Source organism: Salmonella sp. 2020_1395, assembly GCF_043848115.1.
GTDB lineage: Bacteria > Pseudomonadota > Gammaproteobacteria > Enterobacterales > Enterobacteriaceae > Salmonella > Salmonella enterica.
Map to the genome: position 1 here is coordinate 1 of NZ_JBCMFH010000011.1, position 16,731 is coordinate 16,731.

The following is a 16,731-nucleotide window of genomic DNA, read 5'->3' on the forward strand; positions in this document are numbered from 1 at the left end:
GCGAAGAAAGCCGCGCTGGGAGCTGTGATGCGCAAACTGGTACATTTATGCTTCGGCGTGTTGAAAACGCGGCTTCCGTGGGATGAAAATTATGTAGCTACCGCTTGACGTTCAAGACGGTAGCTACGTATTTGCATAGTCCGTAGGCCCGGTAAGCGTCGCACTACCGGGCATGTTGCCGGATAAAATTTACTGGGCAGGCGTGATTCTGCGCGGGCGACGCGGCGGACGTGCTTTGTCGCCCGCGGGTTTCCCCTCGCCTGTGCGCGGTTTTGGTTTCGCCTTCGCCGCCCCGCTATCCTGACGTCGCGGCTGCTGATTGCGCCCCGCTCCCCCCTGATTTTGTCCGCGTCCACGACCGCCGCCGCCGCGCTGCTGACGACCGTTCTGAATCGGCTCCGCTTTAATCGACGGGTCCGGCTCATAGCCCGGCGTCGTAATGCGTGGGATCTCTTTTTTCAGCAATTTTTCGATATCACGCAACAGTTTATGCTCGTCAACACAGACCAGCGACAGCGCCTCGCCAGTTGCCGCCGCGCGACCGGTACGGCCAATACGGTGTACATAATCTTCCGGCACGTTCGGCAGTTCATAGTTGACCACGTGCGGCAGCTCTTCAATATCCAGACCACGCGCCGCAATATCCGTCGCTACCAGCACGCGAATATCGCCGGATTTAAAATCGGCCAGCGCGCGGGTACGTGCGCCCTGCGATTTATTACCGTGGATCGCCGCGCTGCGAATACCGTCTTTATTAAGCTGTTCCGCCAGATGGTTCGCGCCATGCTTGGTGCGGGTGAAGACCAACACCTGCTGCCAGTTGCCCTGGCCAATCATCTGCGACAACAGTTCACGTTTGCGTTTTTTATCGACAAAGTGCACGTGCTGCGTCACCTGCTCTGAGGCCGTGTTGCGGCGCGCCACTTCGATTTCCAGCGGGTTGCGTAACAGCTTTTCGGCAAGCGCTTTGATGTCGTCGGAGAACGTGGCGGAGAACAGCAGATTCTGACGCTTCGCCGGCAGTTTCGCCAGCACGCGACGAATGTCGTGAATGAAGCCCATATCCAGCATACGGTCGGCTTCATCCAGTACCAGAATCTCAATCTGATCCAGCTTCACGGCATTTTGATGTTCCAGGTCGAGCAGACGTCCCGGCGTCGCCACCAGCACATCCACGCCGCCGCGCAGTTTCATCATCTGCGGATTGATGCTTACGCCGCCAAATACCACCAGCGAGCGAATGTTGAGATATTTACTGTAATCTCTGACGTTTTCGCCAATTTGCGCCGCCAGCTCGCGGGTTGGCGTGAGGATCAACGCACGCACCGGGCGACGACCTTTAGCATGCGGCTGATGGGTAATCAGGTGCTGCAATAATGGCAGGGTAAAACCCGCCGTTTTACCGGTTCCGGTCTGGGCGCTGGCCATCAGATCGCGGCCTTCCAGCACGGCGGGAATCGCCTGTTGCTGAATAGGGGTAGGTTCACGGTAACCCTGCTCGGCAATGGCGCGCAGGATATCAGGGTTTAATCCCAGGGAATCAAAAGACATAACTACTCCGGACCGCCCCGACCGTTGCCGGTGTAGTTTTCAGGGAGATGCTCAAATTTGGAATGACAAAAACCACAATGTCATGAAGGGGCGGAGTGTAGCAGTTTTTGTGATGCGGCGCATAAATTATCCCGGAAGGTAGCAAAGACAAATTAATCGACCACACTGGACAAGTGCCATTATGAGTCATAGTCTTAATCAATCGATTGATTAAAAATTAGGACGTGTGATGAATATTCCCACCACGACCACCAAGGGCGAGCAGGCGAAAAGTCAGCTCATTGCCGCCGCGCTGGCGCAGTTTGGCGAGTATGGACTCCATGCCACCACGCGCGATATCGCCGCGCTGGCGGGGCAAAATATTGCCGCTATTACTTACTATTTCGGCTCAAAAGAGGATTTATACCTCGCCTGCGCCCAGTGGATTGCCGATTTTCTTGGCGAAAAATTTCGCCCCCATGCTGAAAAAGCGGAACGTCTGTTTAGCCAGCCTGCCCCTGACCGGGACGCCATACGCGAGCTCATTCTGCTCGCCTGCAAGAACATGATTATGCTGCTGACGCAGGAAGACACCGTTAACCTGAGCAAATTTATTTCACGCGAGCAGCTCTCTCCCACGTCGGCCTATCAATTGGTTCATGAACAGGTTATCGATCCGTTGCATACCCATCTGACAAGATTGGTTGCCGCTTATACCGGCTGCGACGCCAATGATACGCGCATGATTTTGCATACCCATGCCTTACTGGGCGAAGTGCTGGCGTTCCGTCTCGGCAAAGAAACTATTCTGTTACGTACCGGCTGGCCGCAGTTTGATGAAGAAAAAGCGGAGCTGATTTACCAGACGGTAACCTGCCACATCGATCTTATTCTGCACGGTTTAACGCAAAGGAGTCTGGACTGATGAAAAAACCTGTCGTTATCGGACTGGCAATCGCAGCGATCGTCGCTGTGATTGCCGGTGGAACCTGGTGGTATCAAAGTCGGCAGGACGATGGGCTGACGCTATACGGTAATGTCGATATCCGTACCGTCAATATCAGCTTTCGCGTCGGCGGCAGGCTGGCGTCGCTGAATGTTGATGAAGGCGATACTATCAAAGCCGGACAGGTGCTCGGCGAACTGGATCACGCGCCATACGAAAACGCGCTAATGCAGGCGAAAGCTGGCGTGTCGGTCGCGCAGGCGCAATATGATTTGATGCTGGCAGGCTATCGCGATGAAGAGATAGCCCAGGCCGCCGCCGCCGTCAGACAGGCGCAAGCCGCTTATGACTACGCGCAAAACTTTTATAACCGTCAGCAAGGATTGTGGAAAAGCCGCACCATTTCCGCTAACGATCTGGAAAACGCCCGCTCATCGCGCGATCAGGCGCAGGCGACGCTGAAGTCCGCGCAGGATAAACTGAGCCAGTACCGTACCGGTAATCGTGAACAGGATATCGCCCAGGCGAAAGCCAGCCTGGAACAGGCAAAGGCCCAACTGGCGCAGGCGCAGCTTGATTTGCAGGACACTACGCTTATCGCGCCTGCCAACGGAACCTTGCTCACCCGCGCGGTCGAGCCTGGCAGTATGCTGAACGCCGGCAGCACGGTATTAACGCTCTCGCTGACCCGCCCCGTCTGGGTGCGCGCCTATGTCGATGAACGCAACCTCAGTCAGACGCAACCGGGGCGCGACATTCTGTTGTATACCGACGGTCGTCCTGACAAACCTTACCACGGCAAGATTGGTTTCGTTTCGCCCACCGCGGAATTTACGCCGAAAACCGTCGAAACGCCGGATCTGCGTACCGATCTCGTCTATCGCCTGCGCATTATCGTCACCGATGCGGACGATGCGTTACGCCAGGGGATGCCAGTCACGGTGAAATTTAATGACGAGGCACGGCATGAGTGAGGCCGTTATTACGCTGCACGGTCTGACGAAGCGCTTTGCGGGAATGGATAAACCCGCCGTCGCGCCGCTCGACTGTACCATTCATTCCGGTTATGTCACCGGGCTGGTAGGGCCGGACGGCGCAGGAAAAACCACGCTGATGCGTATGCTGGCGGGCCTGCTCAAAGCCGATGGCGGCAGCGCGTCAGTATTAGGCTTCGACCCGATACAAAACGACAGCGAGCTGCACGCGGTTCTGGGCTATATGCCGCAGAAATTTGGTCTGTATGAAGATCTTACCGTCATGGAGAACCTTAATCTCTATGCCGATTTACGCAGCGTTACCGGCGAGATACGGGAAAAGACCTTTGCCCGTTTGTTGGAATTTACCGCCCTCGGCCCGTTCACTGGCCGTCTGGCGGGGAAATTGTCCGGCGGGATGAAGCAAAAACTGGGGCTGGCCTGTACGCTGGTCGGCGAACCGAAAGTGCTGCTGTTGGATGAACCGGGCGTTGGCGTTGACCCGATTTCACGGCGCGAGTTGTGGCAAATGGTTCACGAACTGGCGGGCGACGGGATGCTGATTTTATGGAGCACCTCCTATCTGGATGAAGCCGAACAGTGTCGCGATGTGCTGCTGATGAATGAAGGCGAGCTGCTCTATCAGGGCGAACCTAAAGCGCTGACGCAAACGATGGCCGGACGTAGCTTTCTGATGAGCAGTCCACAGGAAAACAACCGTAAGTTGCTACAGAGAGCGCTCAGACTGCCGCAGGTGAGCGACGGCATGATTCAGGGACGTTCGGTACGCCTGATCCTGAAAAAAGAGGCGACCGCAGCAGATATTCGCCAGGCCGAAGGGATGCCGGAAATCACCCTCAATGAGACCGCGCCGCGCTTCGAAGATGCGTTTATCGATCTGCTTGGCGGAGCGGGAACCTCGGAGTCTCCGCTGGGTTCAATCCTGCATACGGTTGAAGGCACTGCCGGCGAAACGGTGATTGAAGCGCAGGAACTGACGAAAAAATTTGGCGATTTCGCGGCCACGGACCATGTTAATTTCGTCGTACAGCGCGGCGAGATTTTTGGCCTGCTCGGCCCGAACGGCGCGGGTAAATCAACCACCTTTAAAATGATGTGCGGCCTGCTGGTGCCGACGTCCGGCAAGGCGCTGGTGCTGGATATGGATCTGAAAGTCAGCTCCGGCAAAGCCCGTCAGCATCTGGGCTATATGGCGCAAAAATTTTCGCTTTACGGCAACCTGACGGTTGAGCAGAACCTGCGTTTTTTCTCCGGCGTCTACGGTTTGCGGGGCCGCGCGCAAAATGAAAAAATTCAGCGCATGAGTGAAGCGTTTGGTCTGAAAAGCATCGCGTCGCATCCCACCGATGCGCTGCCGCTGGGCTTTAAACAGCGACTGGCGCTGGCCTGCTCGCTGATGCACGAACCGGATATTTTATTCCTTGATGAACCAACGTCCGGGGTTGATCCCCTCACCCGTCGTGAATTTTGGCTGCACATTAATAGCATGGTGGAAAAAGGGGTCACGGTAATGGTGACGACCCACTTTATGGATGAAGCGGAATATTGCGATCGCATCGGACTGGTTTATCGCGGGAAGCTTATCGCCAGCGGTACGCCGGACGATCTCAAAGCGCAGGCCGCCGATGAGCAACAGGCCGATCCGACGATGGAGCAGGCCTTTATCACTCTCATCAATGACTGGGATAAGGAGCATACGCATGAGTAAGTCTCTCTCCTGGCGCCGCGTGCGTGCGTTGTGCGTCAAAGAGACGCGCCAGATCGTGCGCGATCCCAGTAGCTGGCTGATTGCGGTGGTGATCCCGCTGCTGTTGCTGTTTATTTTTGGTTACGGCATTAACCTCGACTCCAGCAAGCTGCGGGTGGGGATTCTGCTTGAACAACAAAGCCAGGAGGCGCTGGATTTCACTCATGCGATGACCGGTTCACCCTATATCGACGCGACCATTAGCGATAATCGCCATGAATTAATTGAAAAAATGCAGGCCGGACGCATTCGCGGACTGGTGGTGATTCCGGTGGATTTCGCGCAGCAAATGGCGCGCGCCGGTGACAGCGCGCCGATTCAGGTGATTACCGACGGCAGCGAGCCAAACACCGCCAACTTCGTTCAGGGCTATGTGGAAGGCATCTGGCAAATCTGGCAACAGCAGCGGGCGGAAGATCGCGGCGACACCTTTGAACCGCTCATCGACGTCCAGACGCGCTACTGGTTTAACCCGGCGGCGATCAGTCAGCATTTTATCATTCCCGGGGCGGTGACCATTATCATGACGGTAATTGGCGCAATCCTCACCTCGCTGGTCGTTGCCCGCGAATGGGAGCGCGGCACGATGGAGGCGCTGCTCTCAACCGAAGTGACGCGTGTTGAACTGCTGCTGTGTAAGCTTATTCCCTATTACTTTCTCGGTATGCTGGCGATGCTGCTCTGTATGCTGGTATCGGTGTTTATTCTCGGCGTGCCGTATCGCGGTTCGCTGGTGATTCTGTTTATCATCACCAGTCTGTTTTTACTGAGTACGCTGGGGATGGGGCTGTTGATTTCCACCATCACTCGCAACCAGTTTAACGCCGCGCAGGTGGCGCTGAACGCCGCCTTTTTGCCCTCAATTATGCTGTCCGGGTTTATCTTCCAGATAGACAGTATGCCTGCGGTGATCCGCGCGGTGACCTATATTATTCCGGCGCGCTATTTTGTTAGCACCCTGCAAAGTCTGTTTCTGGCCGGCAATATTCCGGTCGTGTTAGGCGTTAACGTACTGTTTTTAATCGCCTCGGCGGTGATGTTTATTGGCCTGACGTGGCTAAAAACCAAACGACGGCTGGATTAAATATGTGTATGGATAATTGTCGTCGTAGGCCGGATAAGGCGTTCACGCCGCCATCCGGCATTATGCCTGATGCGCTTTGCTTATCAGGCCTACAAACTGGACTGAGAGGACGGACATGTTTCATCGTTTATGGACGTTAATTCGCAAAGAACTGCAATCGCTTTTACGCGAACCGCAAACGCGCGCGATCCTGATTCTGCCGGTGCTGATTCAGGTCATCCTGTTTCCGTTCGCCGCGACGCTTGAAGTCACTAACGCGACTATCGCCATCTATAACGAAGATAACGGCAAACATTCGGTAGAACTTACCCAGCGCTTTGCCCGCGCGAAAGCGTTTACCCATGTGCTATTGCTGAACAGTCCGCAGGAGATCCAGCCGACTATCGATACGCAAAAAGCGCTGCTGCTGGTGCGCTTCCCGGCGGATTTCTCGCGGAATCTGGATACCTTCCAGCCTGCGCCGATGCAACTCATTCTTGATGGACGTAACTCCAACAGCGCGCAAATCGCCGCCAATTATCTGCAACAGATCGTCAAGGAGTATCAGCAGACATTGATGGACGGCAAGCCAAAGCCCAACAATAGCGAACTGGTGGTACGCAACTGGTATAACCCGAATCTGGACTACAAGTGGTTTGTGGTGCCCTCGCTGATCGCCATGATCACCACTATTGGCGTGATGATCGTCACTTCGCTGTCCGTCGCCCGCGAGCGTGAACAAGGCACTCTGGATCAGCTGCTGGTCTCTCCGCTCACCACCTGGCAGATTTTCGTTGGTAAAGCGGTGCCGGCGCTGATTGTCGCGACCTTCCAGGCCACGATCGTGCTGGCTATCGGCATTTGGGCATACCAAATTCCCTTCGCCGGTTCGTTAGCGCTGTTTTATTTCACGATGGTGATTTACGGGCTGTCGCTGGTAGGCTTTGGCTTGCTGATATCATCGCTTTGCGCCACGCAACAGCAGGCGTTTATCGGCGTCTTTGTCTTTATGATGCCGGCGATTTTGCTCTCGGGTTATGTCTCGCCAGTGGAAAATATGCCGGTCTGGCTGCAAAACCTGACGTGGATAAATCCTATCCGCCACTTTACTGATATTACCAAGCAAATTTATCTTAAGGATGCGAGTCTGGGAATTGTCTGGGGAAGTTTGTGGCCGCTACTGGTGATAGCGGCCACCACGGGTTCAGCGGCGTATGCGATGTTTAGACGCAAAGTGATGTAGCTTTTTATCTTTCGCCAGTAGCGAAACTACGGCGGGCCCGGCCAGGATAGCCAGCCCCGCCAGCGCCAGCAAGACATTGTTTTGCAATACGCGGGATAGCAGCCAGAGGACAATCAGCGCGGTGCCGAAGTACCAGGTGGTAGTCAGCTCTTCCAGCACATCCGCCACATCGCGCCAGCGTTGCTCATGATGGCGCTGCAACGCCAGCATCAGCAGTACCGTCACGCCATAAAGCACGCATAATCCCAGGCCGACGCGCACTAATGTGCCGCTCATCCAGCCTATTACCAGCATCGCCACTACCAGTAAATGCAACATAATCTGCCAACAACCGAGGCCGGTTGCGACACGAACGCGTTGTTGCCACTTCATGGCTTTTCTCCTGAAGCATTTTTCTCTCATTATTCAGAGTACCGAACTTTACGGAAAATTCCGTAAGACCGCATCTTTTTGTGACGACGACTACACTATTTCAATCAGGATAGTGACGCGGACAGGAAGAAAATGACTCAACACACGCGAAATTTTTCATTCAAAGTGCTCACAATTAATACGCACAAAGGTTTTACCGCCTTTAATAAACGCTTCATCCTGCCGGAGCTACGCGACGCCGTCAGAACGGTCGGCGCCGATATCGTCTGTCTGCAAGAAGTAATGGGCGCGCATGAAGTACATCCGCTGCATATCGAAAACTGGCCGGACACTACCCACTATGAATTTTTGGCCGACACCATGTGGAGCGATTTCGCCTATGGCCGCAATGCGGTCTATCCGGAAGGCCACCACGGTAACGCGGTTCTTTCTCGCTATCCCATTGAACATTATGAAAATCGCGACGTCTCGGTCGGCGGTAGCGAAAAACGCGGCGTGCTCTATTGCCGCATTACGCCGCCCATGCTCAACCGCCCTATCCACGTCATGTGCGTACATCTCGGCCTGCGGGAGAGCCACCGCCAGGCGCAGTTAACCATGCTGGCGGGATGGGTGAATGCCTTGCCGGAATCAGAACCGGTGCTGGTGGCCGGAGACTTTAATGACTGGCGGCAAAAGGCCGGCCCGCCGTTAAACGCGGCCGGGCTGGAGGAAATATTCACCCGTGCCCATGGCCGACCGGCGCGCACATTCCCGGTGAGTATGCCGCTGCTGCGACTCGATCGTATTTACGTCAAGAATGCGAACGCCAGTTCTCCTACGGCGCTACCGCTGCGGAACTGGCGACATTTATCAGACCATGCCCCCCTTAGCGCGGAGATCCATCTATGAAATGCGGCTGGCGTGAAGGTAATCAAATTCAGCTACTGGAAAACGGCGACCAGTTCTATCCTGCCGTGTTTGAGGCTATCGCTCAGGCACAGCAAAAAATCATTCTGGAAACCTTTATCTTGTTTGAAGATGAGGTGGGTAAAAAACTCCATGCCGCTCTGCTAAAAGCCGCACAGCGCGGCGTAAAAGCCGAAGTATTACTCGACGGCTACGGCTCTCCCGATCTCAGCGACGCGTTTGTCGGCGAATTAACCTCGGCGGGCGTGATTTTCCGCTATTACGACCCCCGCCCGCGTCTACTGGGATTGCGAACCAATATCTTCCGCCGAATGCACCGCAAAATTGTGGTGATTGATGATCGTATTGCTTTTGTCGGCGGCATTAACTACTCCGCCGAACATATGTCGGATTACGGCCCGCAGGCGAAACAAGACTACGCGGTACGGGTCGAAGGGCCTGTTGTGGCCGATATCCTGCAATTCGAAGTCGAGAATCTGCCGGGGCAAAGCCCCGCGCGCCGCTGGTGGAAGCGCCATCATCAGGCCGAAGAAAACCGTCACCCCGGCGAAGCGCAGGCGCTGTTTGTCTGGCGGGATAATGAAGAGCACCGCGACGATATCGAACGTCATTATCTGAAAATGTTGACCCAGGCAAAGCGTGAAGTGATTATCGCTAACGCCTATTTTTTCCCTGGCTATCGCTTGCTCCACGCAATGCGTAAAGCCGCCCGCCGTGGCGTGAGCGTAAAACTGATTGTCCAGGGGGAACCAGACATGCCGATAGTCAAAGTCGGCGCGCGGTTGCTCTATAACTATCTGGTGAAGGGCGGCGTGCAGGTTTATGAATACCGACGCCGTCCGCTGCATGGCAAGGTGGCGCTGATGGACGATCACTGGGCCACGGTAGGGTCGAGTAATCTCGATCCGCTCAGCCTGTCGCTTAACCTTGAAGCTAACCTGATCATTCACGATCGTACCTTTAACCAGACCCTGCGCGATAATTTACAAGGCATCATCGTGAATGATTGTAAGCAGGTCGATGAGTCTATGCTGCCGAAACGCACCTGGTGGAACCTGACCAAAAGCGTGCTGGCGTTCCACTTTTTACGTCATTTCCCGGCGCTGGTCGGCTGGCTACCTGCGCATACCCCGCATCTGGCGCAGGTTCCCCCGCCTGCCCAGCCAGAAATGGAAACCCAGGATCGCGTTGATCCAGAAAATACAGGAGTGAAGCCCTAATGGCTAAATCGCATCCGCGCTGGCGGCTGGCTAAAAAAGTGCTGACCTGGCTGTTTTTTATTGCGGTCGTCGTTCTGCTGGTGGTTTATGCTAGAAAGGTCGACTGGGGCGATGTCTGGACCGTCATCCGCGACTATAACCGCACGGCGCTTTTAAGCGCTGTGGGACTGGTGATCGTTAGCTATCTTCTGTACGGCTGCTACGACCTGCTTGGACGGCTTTATTGCGGCCATAAGCTGGCGAAGCGACAGGTGATGTTGGTATCGTTCGTCTGCTATGCCTTTAACCTGACGCTCAGCACCTGGGTCGGCGGGATCGGGATGCGTTACCGACTATACTCTCGCCTCGGGTTGCCCGGCAGTACTATCACGCGCATTTTCTCACTCAGCATTACCACTAACTGGCTGGGCTATATTCTGCTTGGCGGCATCATTTTTACCTTCGGCATTGTCCAGCTTCCCGACCACTGGTATATCGATGAAGGCACGCTACGTATTCTCGGTATCGTTTTATTGTTGATTATCGCGGTCTATCTGTGGTTTTGCGCCTTTGCGAAGCGGCGGCATATGACGATTAAAGGGCAGAAACTGGTGCTGCCGTCATGGAAATTCGCGCTGGCGCAGATGGCGATCTCCAGCGCGAACTGGATGGCGATGGGCGCCATTATCTGGCTGCTGATGGGTCAGGATGTGAACTATTTCTTTGTGCTGGGCGTACTGCTGGTGAGCAGTATCGCGGGCGTCATCGTGCATATTCCGGCAGGCATCGGCGTACTGGAGGCCGTATTCCTCGCGTTGCTGGCGGGCGAACATACGTCGCAAGGCACGATTATCGCCGCCCTGCTCGCGTACCGTGTGCTTTACTATTTTATTCCCCTGTTGCTGGCGCTGGTGTGCTATCTGATCCTGGAGAGCCGGGCGAAGAAGCTGCGGGCGAAAAACGAGCGGGCGATGGCGAAATAAATTTAAGCAGACGCGTTTTCGCTTTCCAGCACAACGCGTTTTATCCGGTAAAAATAAACATATGCTGAGAAAAAAGACGTATTCATCTGTAAGCGGGAAAAAAGCAGCAATGACCAGCTAAACAGCAGCAGGAGCACTTCGTGAAACTCGCCCATGAATACTGATGACAGGGTACAGAACGTTGCCAACGTAACGGAAATAATGACCAGCAATAGCGCATAGCGGTAAATAATGACCCCGCTCATTCTTCCTTTAAGCAGGAGCTGATTTGACGGGGTAAGAAAAGCGATATAGCCCACGGCCAGGAAGAAGACCAGCTCCAGATGCTTTTTATTGTGCAGCTCAAACTGCGCAATAACCATGTTTATACTGACGATCCATGTCATGGTCATCATGATCGCCGTAAGCCCAATAACGCCTCCGTGAGGAATACCTTGTTCATACCAGTTTTTTTTGTAGTGGCTGGCCGGATACACAGGTAACTTAATTTCTGGCGGGATCAACTGCCCTTTTTTCACCAGCTCCGCCAGTGTTTTTCCTGTTAGCCACGTCATCAGGTTCATGGGCTTATCATTTCCTTGTCTGTGAGGTGAGATATTCTTGTAATGCAACTCGCACTAATCGACGCCCCAGGCAGAAACGAATCATCATCGTAAACGTTTCGCCATTCATCACCCAGCGGCAAAGCACAACCATAATAATCGCGATAACCAGATCACTCTTTAGTTCGCTATTTTGATGGCACAACACGTCAAATAATCCAGTACCGCAGAGCATAATATTTAATAAAAACAGTAAAACGCAGAGGCGCAACCCCAGGATAAACCCCTTGGCAATAAGCCATACCTCAGCCATAACACATAGCATCATACCTATAGCACTGCCAAAATAAATGATTATATTTAGCGGCCAATACAGGATAAACTTATCGAAAGCAAAATGCGCACTACACACACCTCCCACAAGAAGCATAAAACTAAACGCGCAAACAGGCGCAGGATTGGGTAATGAATGTTCCCATGACAATCCGGTAATGAAATGAGAAATCAGCGCTGGCGGGCATTTCTTATTAAAATCCTCGCCGCCATTTTTAATGGCGCGAGTGGCGTCTTTAGCTTCACAAAACGCTAACCAAAATTGTTTGCCACATAATTTACTCATTATACCCATCATCACCAACCTGACTAAAAAAACCTGCAACGCCTACGGCCTGAAAGATAATAGTATTTCCAGAATCATCAAAATGATATAACGACACAGCGTAACCACAGCATTAATAATGCCAAGGTAAAGCGTCAGCGCGCCAGGTAAAGCGCAACGAGACAGGGATGAAAACTCGCTGTGGTATAACATGCGGGCATAACCATGAAGTGTCGATTTTTCTAGTGCTGTAATCAATGTCCATACCAATACCGTCAGCATACTGACTATCCAGACCATAGTGCTACTGGCCACCAGGCTATTGACAACTATCGCAGCGATGATCCCGCTTACCGCCATAAAAATTAACGGCCTGAATAGACCAGAACTGATATTCAGGTAGAAAATAAATAAGGCATTAAGACTAAACATGATTCCAACAATCACGAAAATAGTCGCGCCACCTGAGAAAAGGTAAGCTAATGACACGCCGGTAAGCGTAATGATGGCAATATATATCAACGTTGCGACAACAGTGCCAAAGCGGGAAAGACAGGTAATGGTCCCATACCCCAGGCCAAGCAAAAGTGCTGATATCCACAAAACAACAACAGGTTGAACGTGAGTTATCAAAAAATGAGTATACAACGTTAACCATATAATGCCGGCGGTACACCATAGTCCCAACGCAGTATACCAATAGGTAAGGGATAACATTGTCGCGGGAATAAATGCTATTTGCCGTATACGTATTGCAGTCAGAGGTCCCACTTGTCATTTATCACTCTTCACATGATCGCGGTGATAAGAATGGCAAGCGCAGGAAAACATTTCTAAGATATTTATGCTGTTTCGCCCTAAATATAGTCCTAAAAAAATCCTGGCGCAGGGCCAGGATTTTAAGAGATCGCTATAATTAGCGGCGATTGCCAAAAATACGCAGTAACATCAGGAACAGGTTGATAAAGTCCAGGTACAGCGTTAACGCGCCGAGAATCGAATATTTACGCAGATTAGCGCTATCGCGGGTATCTATTTGCTCGCCGATATTTTTCAGTTTCTGCGTGTCATAGGCGGTCAGACCGACAAACACCACCACCCCGATATAGGTTACCGCCCACATCAGCGCTTCACTCTTCAGCCAGAAATTGACCAGCGACGCCAGAACGATACCAATAAGCGCCATAAACAGCATATTGCCGAAACCGCTAAGATCGCGTTTAGTGGTGTACCCGTACAGGCTCATGGCGCCAAACATTCCCCCCGTCACCACAAACGTGCTGGCGATAGAGGAGTAGGTGTAAACGATAAAAATACTGGATAACGTCAATCCGGTTAGCGCCGAATAGAGCATAAACAGCGTGGTCGCCATTCCGGCGCTAAGTTTATGCACCAGTCCCGACAGAACAAACACCAGCGCAAGCTGGGCAATAATTAAGCCAAAGAAGGTGATCTTACTGGAAAAGACAAACATCATGACGGCTGGCGTATTAGCCGCATACCACGCGATAAACGCGGTCAGTAACAGTCCGACCGTCATCCAGCCATACACTTGCGCCATATAGGTCTGCAGGCCGGATCGCGCCTGCACTATTGAATCAGATCGTGGAAATCTGTCCATGATGAACTCCTGTGTGGAAATGATACCCTAAAGCGTATCACATTCTGCTACCAACGTTTCGCCAACTGCTGGTCGCTGTCGCGCGCTTCGACCCAGCGATCGCCTTCCGGCGTGGCTTCACGCTTCCAGAACGGCGCACGGGTTTTCAGATAATCCATAATGAACTGACCGGCGTCGAACGCGCTACTGCGGTGCGCGCTGGTGACGCCGACAAACACAATCTCATCGCCCGGCCATAATTCGCCAACGCGATGAATCACCGTGACCCGCCCCAGCGGCCAGCGGGAACGCGCCTTTGCGACGATCTCCGCCAGAGCTTTCTCAGTCATGCCGGGATAATGCTCCAGCGTCAGCGCCTTAACGCTATCGCCCAGGTTATGATTGCGCACTTTTCCGGTAAAGGTGACGACCGCGCCGTCTTCGTCGCGCGCCGCCAGCCAGGAATATTCCTCCCCGACGCTAAACGGCGCAGGGCCGACTACAATTCGCGTTTCACGCATGTTAGCCCCCCGTGACTGGCGGGAAAAACGCCACTTCATCGCCCGCCGTCAGCGGATGGTCAAAACTTACCAGCGTCTGGTTGACCGCCGCCAACAGCTTGCCGTCTTCCAGCGCCAGCGCCCAACGATCGCTCTTTGTCGCCAGATGCTGTCGCAGCGACTCAACGGTGGAAAAATCTGCTGGAAGCTCCAGCGCGTCAGTTCCTGTAAGCTCGCGAACCTGGGCGAAGAAAAGCACCTTAATCATGCGCATCCACCTTAAAATCCCCCGATTTGCCGCCGCTTTTCGCCAGCAGGCGCACCGGACCAATTACCATATCTTTTTGTACCGCTTTACACATGTCGTAGATGGTTAACGCCGCGACGGACGCCGCGGTTAACGCTTCCATTTCGACGCCGGTTTTACCGGTCAGACGGCACAGAGACTCAATACGCACGCGGTTATGCTCCGGCTCGGCCTGCAGCTGAATCTCCACTTTACTTAGCAGTAGCGGGTGGCACAGCGGGATCAGCTCCCAGGTGCGTTTGGCGGCCTGAATACCGGCAATTCGGGCGGTGGCGAAAACATCGCCCTTGTGGTGTTTGCCATCAACAATCATCGCCAGCGTTTCACTACGCATGGTAACGAATGCTTCCGCACGCGCTTCACGAACGGTTTCCGCTTTAGCGGAAACGTCCACCATGTGCGCTTCGCCTGCGGCGTTTATATGGGTTAATTGCGACATCGTTATTTCTTTAAATGAGGGTGAAAATTACATGGGCGTGTACGGGCATCCAGCTGCGGCGCAATGATATTCTCCCATGCGGTTCTGCACGCTTTTGTGGAGCCCGGCATGGCGAAAATCAAGGTGTTATTCGCCACGCCAGCTACCGCGCGCGACTGCAGAGTTGCGGTGCCGATCTCTTCAAACGAGAGCATGCGAAACACTTCGCCAAATCCTTCCACTTCACGATCGAATAGCGGCAACAGCGCTTCCGGCGCCTGATCGCCTTCGGTCAAACCGGTCCCACCAGTTATCAATACGACCTGCACCTCATCACTGGCGATCCAGGCGGAAACCTGGGCGCGAATCGCGTAACGGTTCTCTTTAACGATGGCTTTCGCCACCACTTCATGCCCGGCCTCCTGCGCCGAATCACGCAGATAATGACCGGAGGTGTCGTCTTCTTCGCCGCGTCGGCTGGAAACAGTAAGAATAGCGATGCGGGTCGGGATAAATTCAGCGCTGACCTGACTCATCTGAAATCTCCTTATTAAGGATTAACCGCCAATGTAAGATAAATTTTGCGTAATACCAGTATTGCTCTGGTGAAGGAAATGGGTCTGCTTTTTCTCCCGCAACGCGTCGGAAATACGTTCCTCAAGCGCGTATTGCTGCGCATCATCCTGTAACAGGTCGCGTAAACTCACGCCGCCGTCGCCAAACAGACATAAATGCAGCTTCCCGACGGACGAAACACGCAGGCGATTACAGGTGGCGCAGAAATCTTTTTCATACGGCATAATGAGACCGATCTCACCGGCGTAATCGGGATGACAAAAAACCTGCGCCGGGCCATCGCTGCGCTGGCGGAGCTGGTGGATCCAACCGCGCTTAATCAGCTCGTCGCGTAATACCTGACCCGAAATATGATGTTTGCGGAAGAGATCGCTCCCCTCGCCCGTCTCCATAAGTTCAATGAAGCGTAGCTGAATGGGGCGAGGCTGAATCCAGGCAAGGAAGGTATCCAACTGATGGTGATTCACGTCGCGCATCAGCACGGTGTTGACTTTCACCTTTTCGAAACCGGCGTCAAAGGCGGCATCGATGCCCGCCATCACCTGGCGGAATTTGTCCTGACCGGTAATCGCATGGAACTGACGCGCATCCAGACTATCCACGCTAACATTGACGCCCGTCAGCCCCGCTTCGCGCCAGTTCGCGGCATCGCGCGCCAGTCGATAACCGTTAGTGGTCACCGCGATCTGGCGAATAGCATCATTTTCACCCACGGCGGCAATGATGTCGGTAAAATCGCGGCGTAATGAAGGCTCGCCGCCGGTAAGACGCACCTTCTCCGTGCCAAGACTGGCAAAAGCGCGCGTAACGCGACGAATTTCATCAACGGTAAGGAAACCGTTGTTAGTGACGCCGCCAGGTTTGTAGCCATCCGGCAGGCAGTAGGTGCAACGAAAGTTACACACATCGGTAATCGACAAACGCAAGTAGTAAAACTTACGCGCGAAAGCATCGGTAAGTTGTGAAGCCATGTACACCTTTCCAAATACGGGAGGCGGAGTCATTTCTTCCTGCGCCCTGGTGGCAAACGTTAAACGTTGTCACGGCCAAAGCACCATATCAAAAATGACCCAGGTGCAGAGGCTAGAGTGTTTACTGTGGTTACGCCGATACTAGCGTGTAAATGACAATTTCGCCATCACGCTTTCGCTATATAAACATATACATAGCGATATGATCGTGCTATTTAGCGACAGAATACGT

The 16,731-nt window shown here is 53.5% G+C and carries 19 protein-coding genes, 1 pseudogene and 1 riboswitch; of the genes and pseudogenes, 9 read left to right on the forward strand and 11 right to left on the reverse strand.

Annotated features, from left to right (window positions below; all coding sequences use genetic code 11):
* A pseudogene (locus ACH0WD_RS17090) lies at positions 1 to 108 on the forward strand (IS110 family transposase); the annotation flags it as partial.
* Between the two features lie 81 nt (positions 109 to 189).
* Here the strand turns inward: ACH0WD_RS17090 and rhlE are convergent.
* Positions 190 to 1,551: an ATP-dependent RNA helicase RhlE gene (gene rhlE, locus ACH0WD_RS17095; RefSeq protein WP_000007064.1), complete on the reverse strand. Its 1,362-nt coding sequence runs from the start codon at positions 1,549 to 1,551 to the stop codon at positions 190 to 192.
* Between the two features lie 229 nt (positions 1,552 to 1,780).
* On the opposite strand from rhlE, the gene cecR reads away from it, so the two are divergent.
* The 5 genes from cecR to ACH0WD_RS17120 all read left to right on the forward strand — a co-directional run bounded on the left by cecR (position 1,781) and on the right by ACH0WD_RS17120 (position 7,524).
* Positions 1,781 to 2,455, forward strand: coding sequence for a transcriptional regulator CecR (gene cecR / locus ACH0WD_RS17100; RefSeq protein WP_001025254.1), 675 nt, complete (start codon positions 1,781 to 1,783; stop codon positions 2,453 to 2,455).
* On the forward strand, positions 2,455 to 3,450 hold the full coding sequence (hlyD, locus tag ACH0WD_RS17105) for a secretion protein HlyD (RefSeq protein WP_000743436.1): 996 nt from the start codon (positions 2,455 to 2,457) through the stop codon (positions 3,448 to 3,450). The genes cecR and hlyD overlap by 1 nt, the downstream gene beginning before the upstream one ends.
* On the forward strand, positions 3,443 to 5,179 hold the full coding sequence (locus ACH0WD_RS17110; RefSeq protein ID WP_001287616.1) for an ATP-binding cassette domain-containing protein: 1,737 nt from the start codon (positions 3,443 to 3,445) through the stop codon (positions 5,177 to 5,179). Before hlyD ends, ACH0WD_RS17110 begins: the two co-directional genes overlap by 8 nt.
* Entirely contained in the window at positions 5,172 to 6,302 is a 1,131-nt protein-coding gene (locus tag ACH0WD_RS17115) for an ABC transporter permease (RefSeq protein WP_000045762.1), read from the forward strand. The genes ACH0WD_RS17110 and ACH0WD_RS17115 overlap by 8 nt, the downstream gene beginning before the upstream one ends.
* Before the next feature lie 115 nt (positions 6,303 to 6,417).
* Positions 6,418 to 7,524 carry an ABC transporter permease gene (locus ACH0WD_RS17120; RefSeq protein ID WP_000469050.1) on the forward strand — a complete coding sequence of 369 codons (1,107 nt, stop codon included), beginning with the start codon at positions 6,418 to 6,420 and terminating at the stop codon, positions 7,522 to 7,524.
* On the opposite strand, the gene ACH0WD_RS17125 is transcribed toward ACH0WD_RS17120, so the two are convergent.
* Positions 7,486 to 7,896 carry a YbhQ family protein gene (locus ACH0WD_RS17125; RefSeq protein WP_000871970.1) on the reverse strand — a complete coding sequence of 137 codons (411 nt, stop codon included), beginning with the start codon at positions 7,894 to 7,896 and terminating at the stop codon, positions 7,486 to 7,488. The two genes, ACH0WD_RS17120 and ACH0WD_RS17125, sit on opposite strands and share 39 nt — an antisense overlap.
* Before the next feature lie 132 nt (positions 7,897 to 8,028).
* Between ACH0WD_RS17125 and ACH0WD_RS17130 the strand changes: the two genes are divergently transcribed.
* The 3 genes from ACH0WD_RS17130 to ACH0WD_RS17140 are packed head-to-tail and all read left to right on the forward strand — an operon-like array spanning position 8,029 to position 10,987.
* Positions 8,029 to 8,787, forward strand: a complete 759-nt coding sequence (locus ACH0WD_RS17130) for an endonuclease/exonuclease/phosphatase family protein (RefSeq protein WP_000192039.1) — start codon at positions 8,029 to 8,031, stop codon at positions 8,785 to 8,787.
* On the forward strand, positions 8,784 to 10,025 hold the full coding sequence (gene clsB, locus ACH0WD_RS17135) for a cardiolipin synthase ClsB (RefSeq protein WP_000649639.1): 1,242 nt from the start codon (positions 8,784 to 8,786) through the stop codon (positions 10,023 to 10,025). Before ACH0WD_RS17130 ends, clsB begins: the two co-directional genes overlap by 4 nt.
* Positions 10,025 to 10,987: a YbhN family protein gene (locus ACH0WD_RS17140; protein ID WP_001129827.1), complete on the forward strand. Its 963-nt coding sequence runs from the start codon at positions 10,025 to 10,027 to the stop codon at positions 10,985 to 10,987. Before clsB ends, ACH0WD_RS17140 begins: the two co-directional genes overlap by 1 nt.
* Positions 10,988 to 10,989: 2 nt before the next feature.
* On the opposite strand, the gene ACH0WD_RS17145 is transcribed toward ACH0WD_RS17140, so the two are convergent.
* The 9 genes from ACH0WD_RS17145 to moaA form a co-directional block, all read right to left on the reverse strand.
* Positions 10,990 to 11,550 carry a membrane protein gene (locus ACH0WD_RS17145; RefSeq protein ID WP_001052198.1) on the reverse strand — a complete coding sequence of 187 codons (561 nt, stop codon included), beginning with the start codon at positions 11,548 to 11,550 and terminating at the stop codon, positions 10,990 to 10,992.
* 7 nt (positions 11,551 to 11,557) lie between these two features.
* A complete protein-coding gene (locus ACH0WD_RS17150; protein WP_077905766.1) occupies positions 11,558 to 12,166 on the reverse strand; it encodes a hypothetical protein in 609 nt (202 codons plus the stop codon).
* 24 nt (positions 12,167 to 12,190) lie between these two features.
* The gene (locus tag ACH0WD_RS17155) at positions 12,191 to 12,898 is read right to left on the reverse strand and encodes a Bax inhibitor-1 family protein (RefSeq protein WP_000529099.1); all 708 of its coding nucleotides are present in this window, start codon (positions 12,896 to 12,898) and stop codon (positions 12,191 to 12,193) included.
* Between the two features lie 145 nt (positions 12,899 to 13,043).
* Positions 13,044 to 13,748 carry a Bax inhibitor-1/YccA family protein gene (locus ACH0WD_RS17160; protein ID WP_000373611.1) on the reverse strand — a complete coding sequence of 235 codons (705 nt, stop codon included), beginning with the start codon at positions 13,746 to 13,748 and terminating at the stop codon, positions 13,044 to 13,046.
* A gap of 47 nt (positions 13,749 to 13,795) precedes the next feature.
* Positions 13,796 to 14,248 (reverse strand): molybdopterin synthase catalytic subunit MoaE, encoded by a 453-nt coding sequence (gene moaE / locus ACH0WD_RS17165; protein WP_001209384.1) that lies wholly within the window; start codon positions 14,246 to 14,248, stop codon positions 13,796 to 13,798.
* 1 nt (position 14,249) lies between these two features.
* Complete coding sequence (gene moaD, locus ACH0WD_RS17170; protein WP_000598599.1) at positions 14,250 to 14,495, reverse strand: molybdopterin synthase sulfur carrier subunit; 246 nt, start codon at positions 14,493 to 14,495, stop codon at positions 14,250 to 14,252.
* A complete protein-coding gene (gene moaC, locus ACH0WD_RS17175) occupies positions 14,488 to 14,973 on the reverse strand; it encodes a cyclic pyranopterin monophosphate synthase MoaC (RefSeq protein WP_000080894.1) in 486 nt (161 codons plus the stop codon). The genes moaD and moaC overlap by 8 nt, the downstream gene beginning before the upstream one ends.
* Positions 14,974 to 14,975: 2 nt before the next feature.
* Positions 14,976 to 15,488, reverse strand: coding sequence for a molybdenum cofactor biosynthesis protein B (gene moaB / locus ACH0WD_RS17180; protein ID WP_000084604.1), 513 nt, complete (start codon positions 15,486 to 15,488; stop codon positions 14,976 to 14,978).
* A 21-nt stretch (positions 15,489 to 15,509) separates the two neighbouring features.
* On the reverse strand, positions 15,510 to 16,499 hold the full coding sequence (gene moaA, locus ACH0WD_RS17185; protein WP_000168180.1) for a GTP 3',8-cyclase MoaA: 990 nt from the start codon (positions 16,497 to 16,499) through the stop codon (positions 15,510 to 15,512).
* Positions 16,487 to 16,631: riboswitch (molybdenum cofactor riboswitch) on the reverse strand. It overlaps the preceding gene by 13 nt.
* Positions 16,632 to 16,731: the final 100 nt, after the last annotated feature.

Bases quoted from the DNA above. Each gene is read 5' to 3' on its own strand.
- moaA (WP_000168180.1), bottom strand. From the start codon at position 16,499: ATGGCTTCACAACTTACCGATGCTTTCGCGCGTAAGTTTTACTACTTG.
- clsB (WP_000649639.1), top strand. From the start codon at position 8,784: ATGAAATGCGGCTGGCGTGAAGGTAATCAAATTCAGCTACTGGAAAAC.
- ACH0WD_RS17115 (WP_000045762.1), top strand. From the start codon at position 5,172: ATGAGTAAGTCTCTCTCCTGGCGCCGCGTGCGTGCGTTGTGCGTCAAA.
- ACH0WD_RS17145 (WP_001052198.1), bottom strand. From the start codon at position 11,550: ATGAACCTGATGACGTGGCTAACAGGAAAAACACTGGCGGAGCTGGTG.
- cecR (WP_001025254.1), top strand. From the start codon at position 1,781: ATGAATATTCCCACCACGACCACCAAGGGCGAGCAGGCGAAAAGTCAG.
- ACH0WD_RS17120 (WP_000469050.1), top strand. From the start codon at position 6,418: ATGTTTCATCGTTTATGGACGTTAATTCGCAAAGAACTGCAATCGCTT.
- ACH0WD_RS17130 (WP_000192039.1), top strand. From the start codon at position 8,029: ATGACTCAACACACGCGAAATTTTTCATTCAAAGTGCTCACAATTAAT.
- rhlE (WP_000007064.1), bottom strand. From the start codon at position 1,551: ATGTCTTTTGATTCCCTGGGATTAAACCCTGATATCCTGCGCGCCATT.
- ACH0WD_RS17160 (WP_000373611.1), bottom strand. From the start codon at position 13,748: ATGGACAGATTTCCACGATCTGATTCAATAGTGCAGGCGCGATCCGGC.
- moaC (WP_000080894.1), bottom strand. From the start codon at position 14,973: ATGTCGCAATTAACCCATATAAACGCCGCAGGCGAAGCGCACATGGTG.
- hlyD (WP_000743436.1), top strand. From the start codon at position 2,455: ATGAAAAAACCTGTCGTTATCGGACTGGCAATCGCAGCGATCGTCGCT.
- moaE (WP_001209384.1), bottom strand. From the start codon at position 14,248: ATGCGTGAAACGCGAATTGTAGTCGGCCCTGCGCCGTTTAGCGTCGGG.
- ACH0WD_RS17140 (WP_001129827.1), top strand. From the start codon at position 10,025: ATGGCTAAATCGCATCCGCGCTGGCGGCTGGCTAAAAAAGTGCTGACC.
- moaB (WP_000084604.1), bottom strand. From the start codon at position 15,488: ATGAGTCAGGTCAGCGCTGAATTTATCCCGACCCGCATCGCTATTCTT.
- ACH0WD_RS17110 (WP_001287616.1), top strand. From the start codon at position 3,443: ATGAGTGAGGCCGTTATTACGCTGCACGGTCTGACGAAGCGCTTTGCG.
- moaD (WP_000598599.1), bottom strand. From the start codon at position 14,495: ATGATTAAGGTGCTTTTCTTCGCCCAGGTTCGCGAGCTTACAGGAACT.
- ACH0WD_RS17125 (WP_000871970.1), bottom strand. From the start codon at position 7,896: ATGAAGTGGCAACAACGCGTTCGTGTCGCAACCGGCCTCGGTTGTTGG.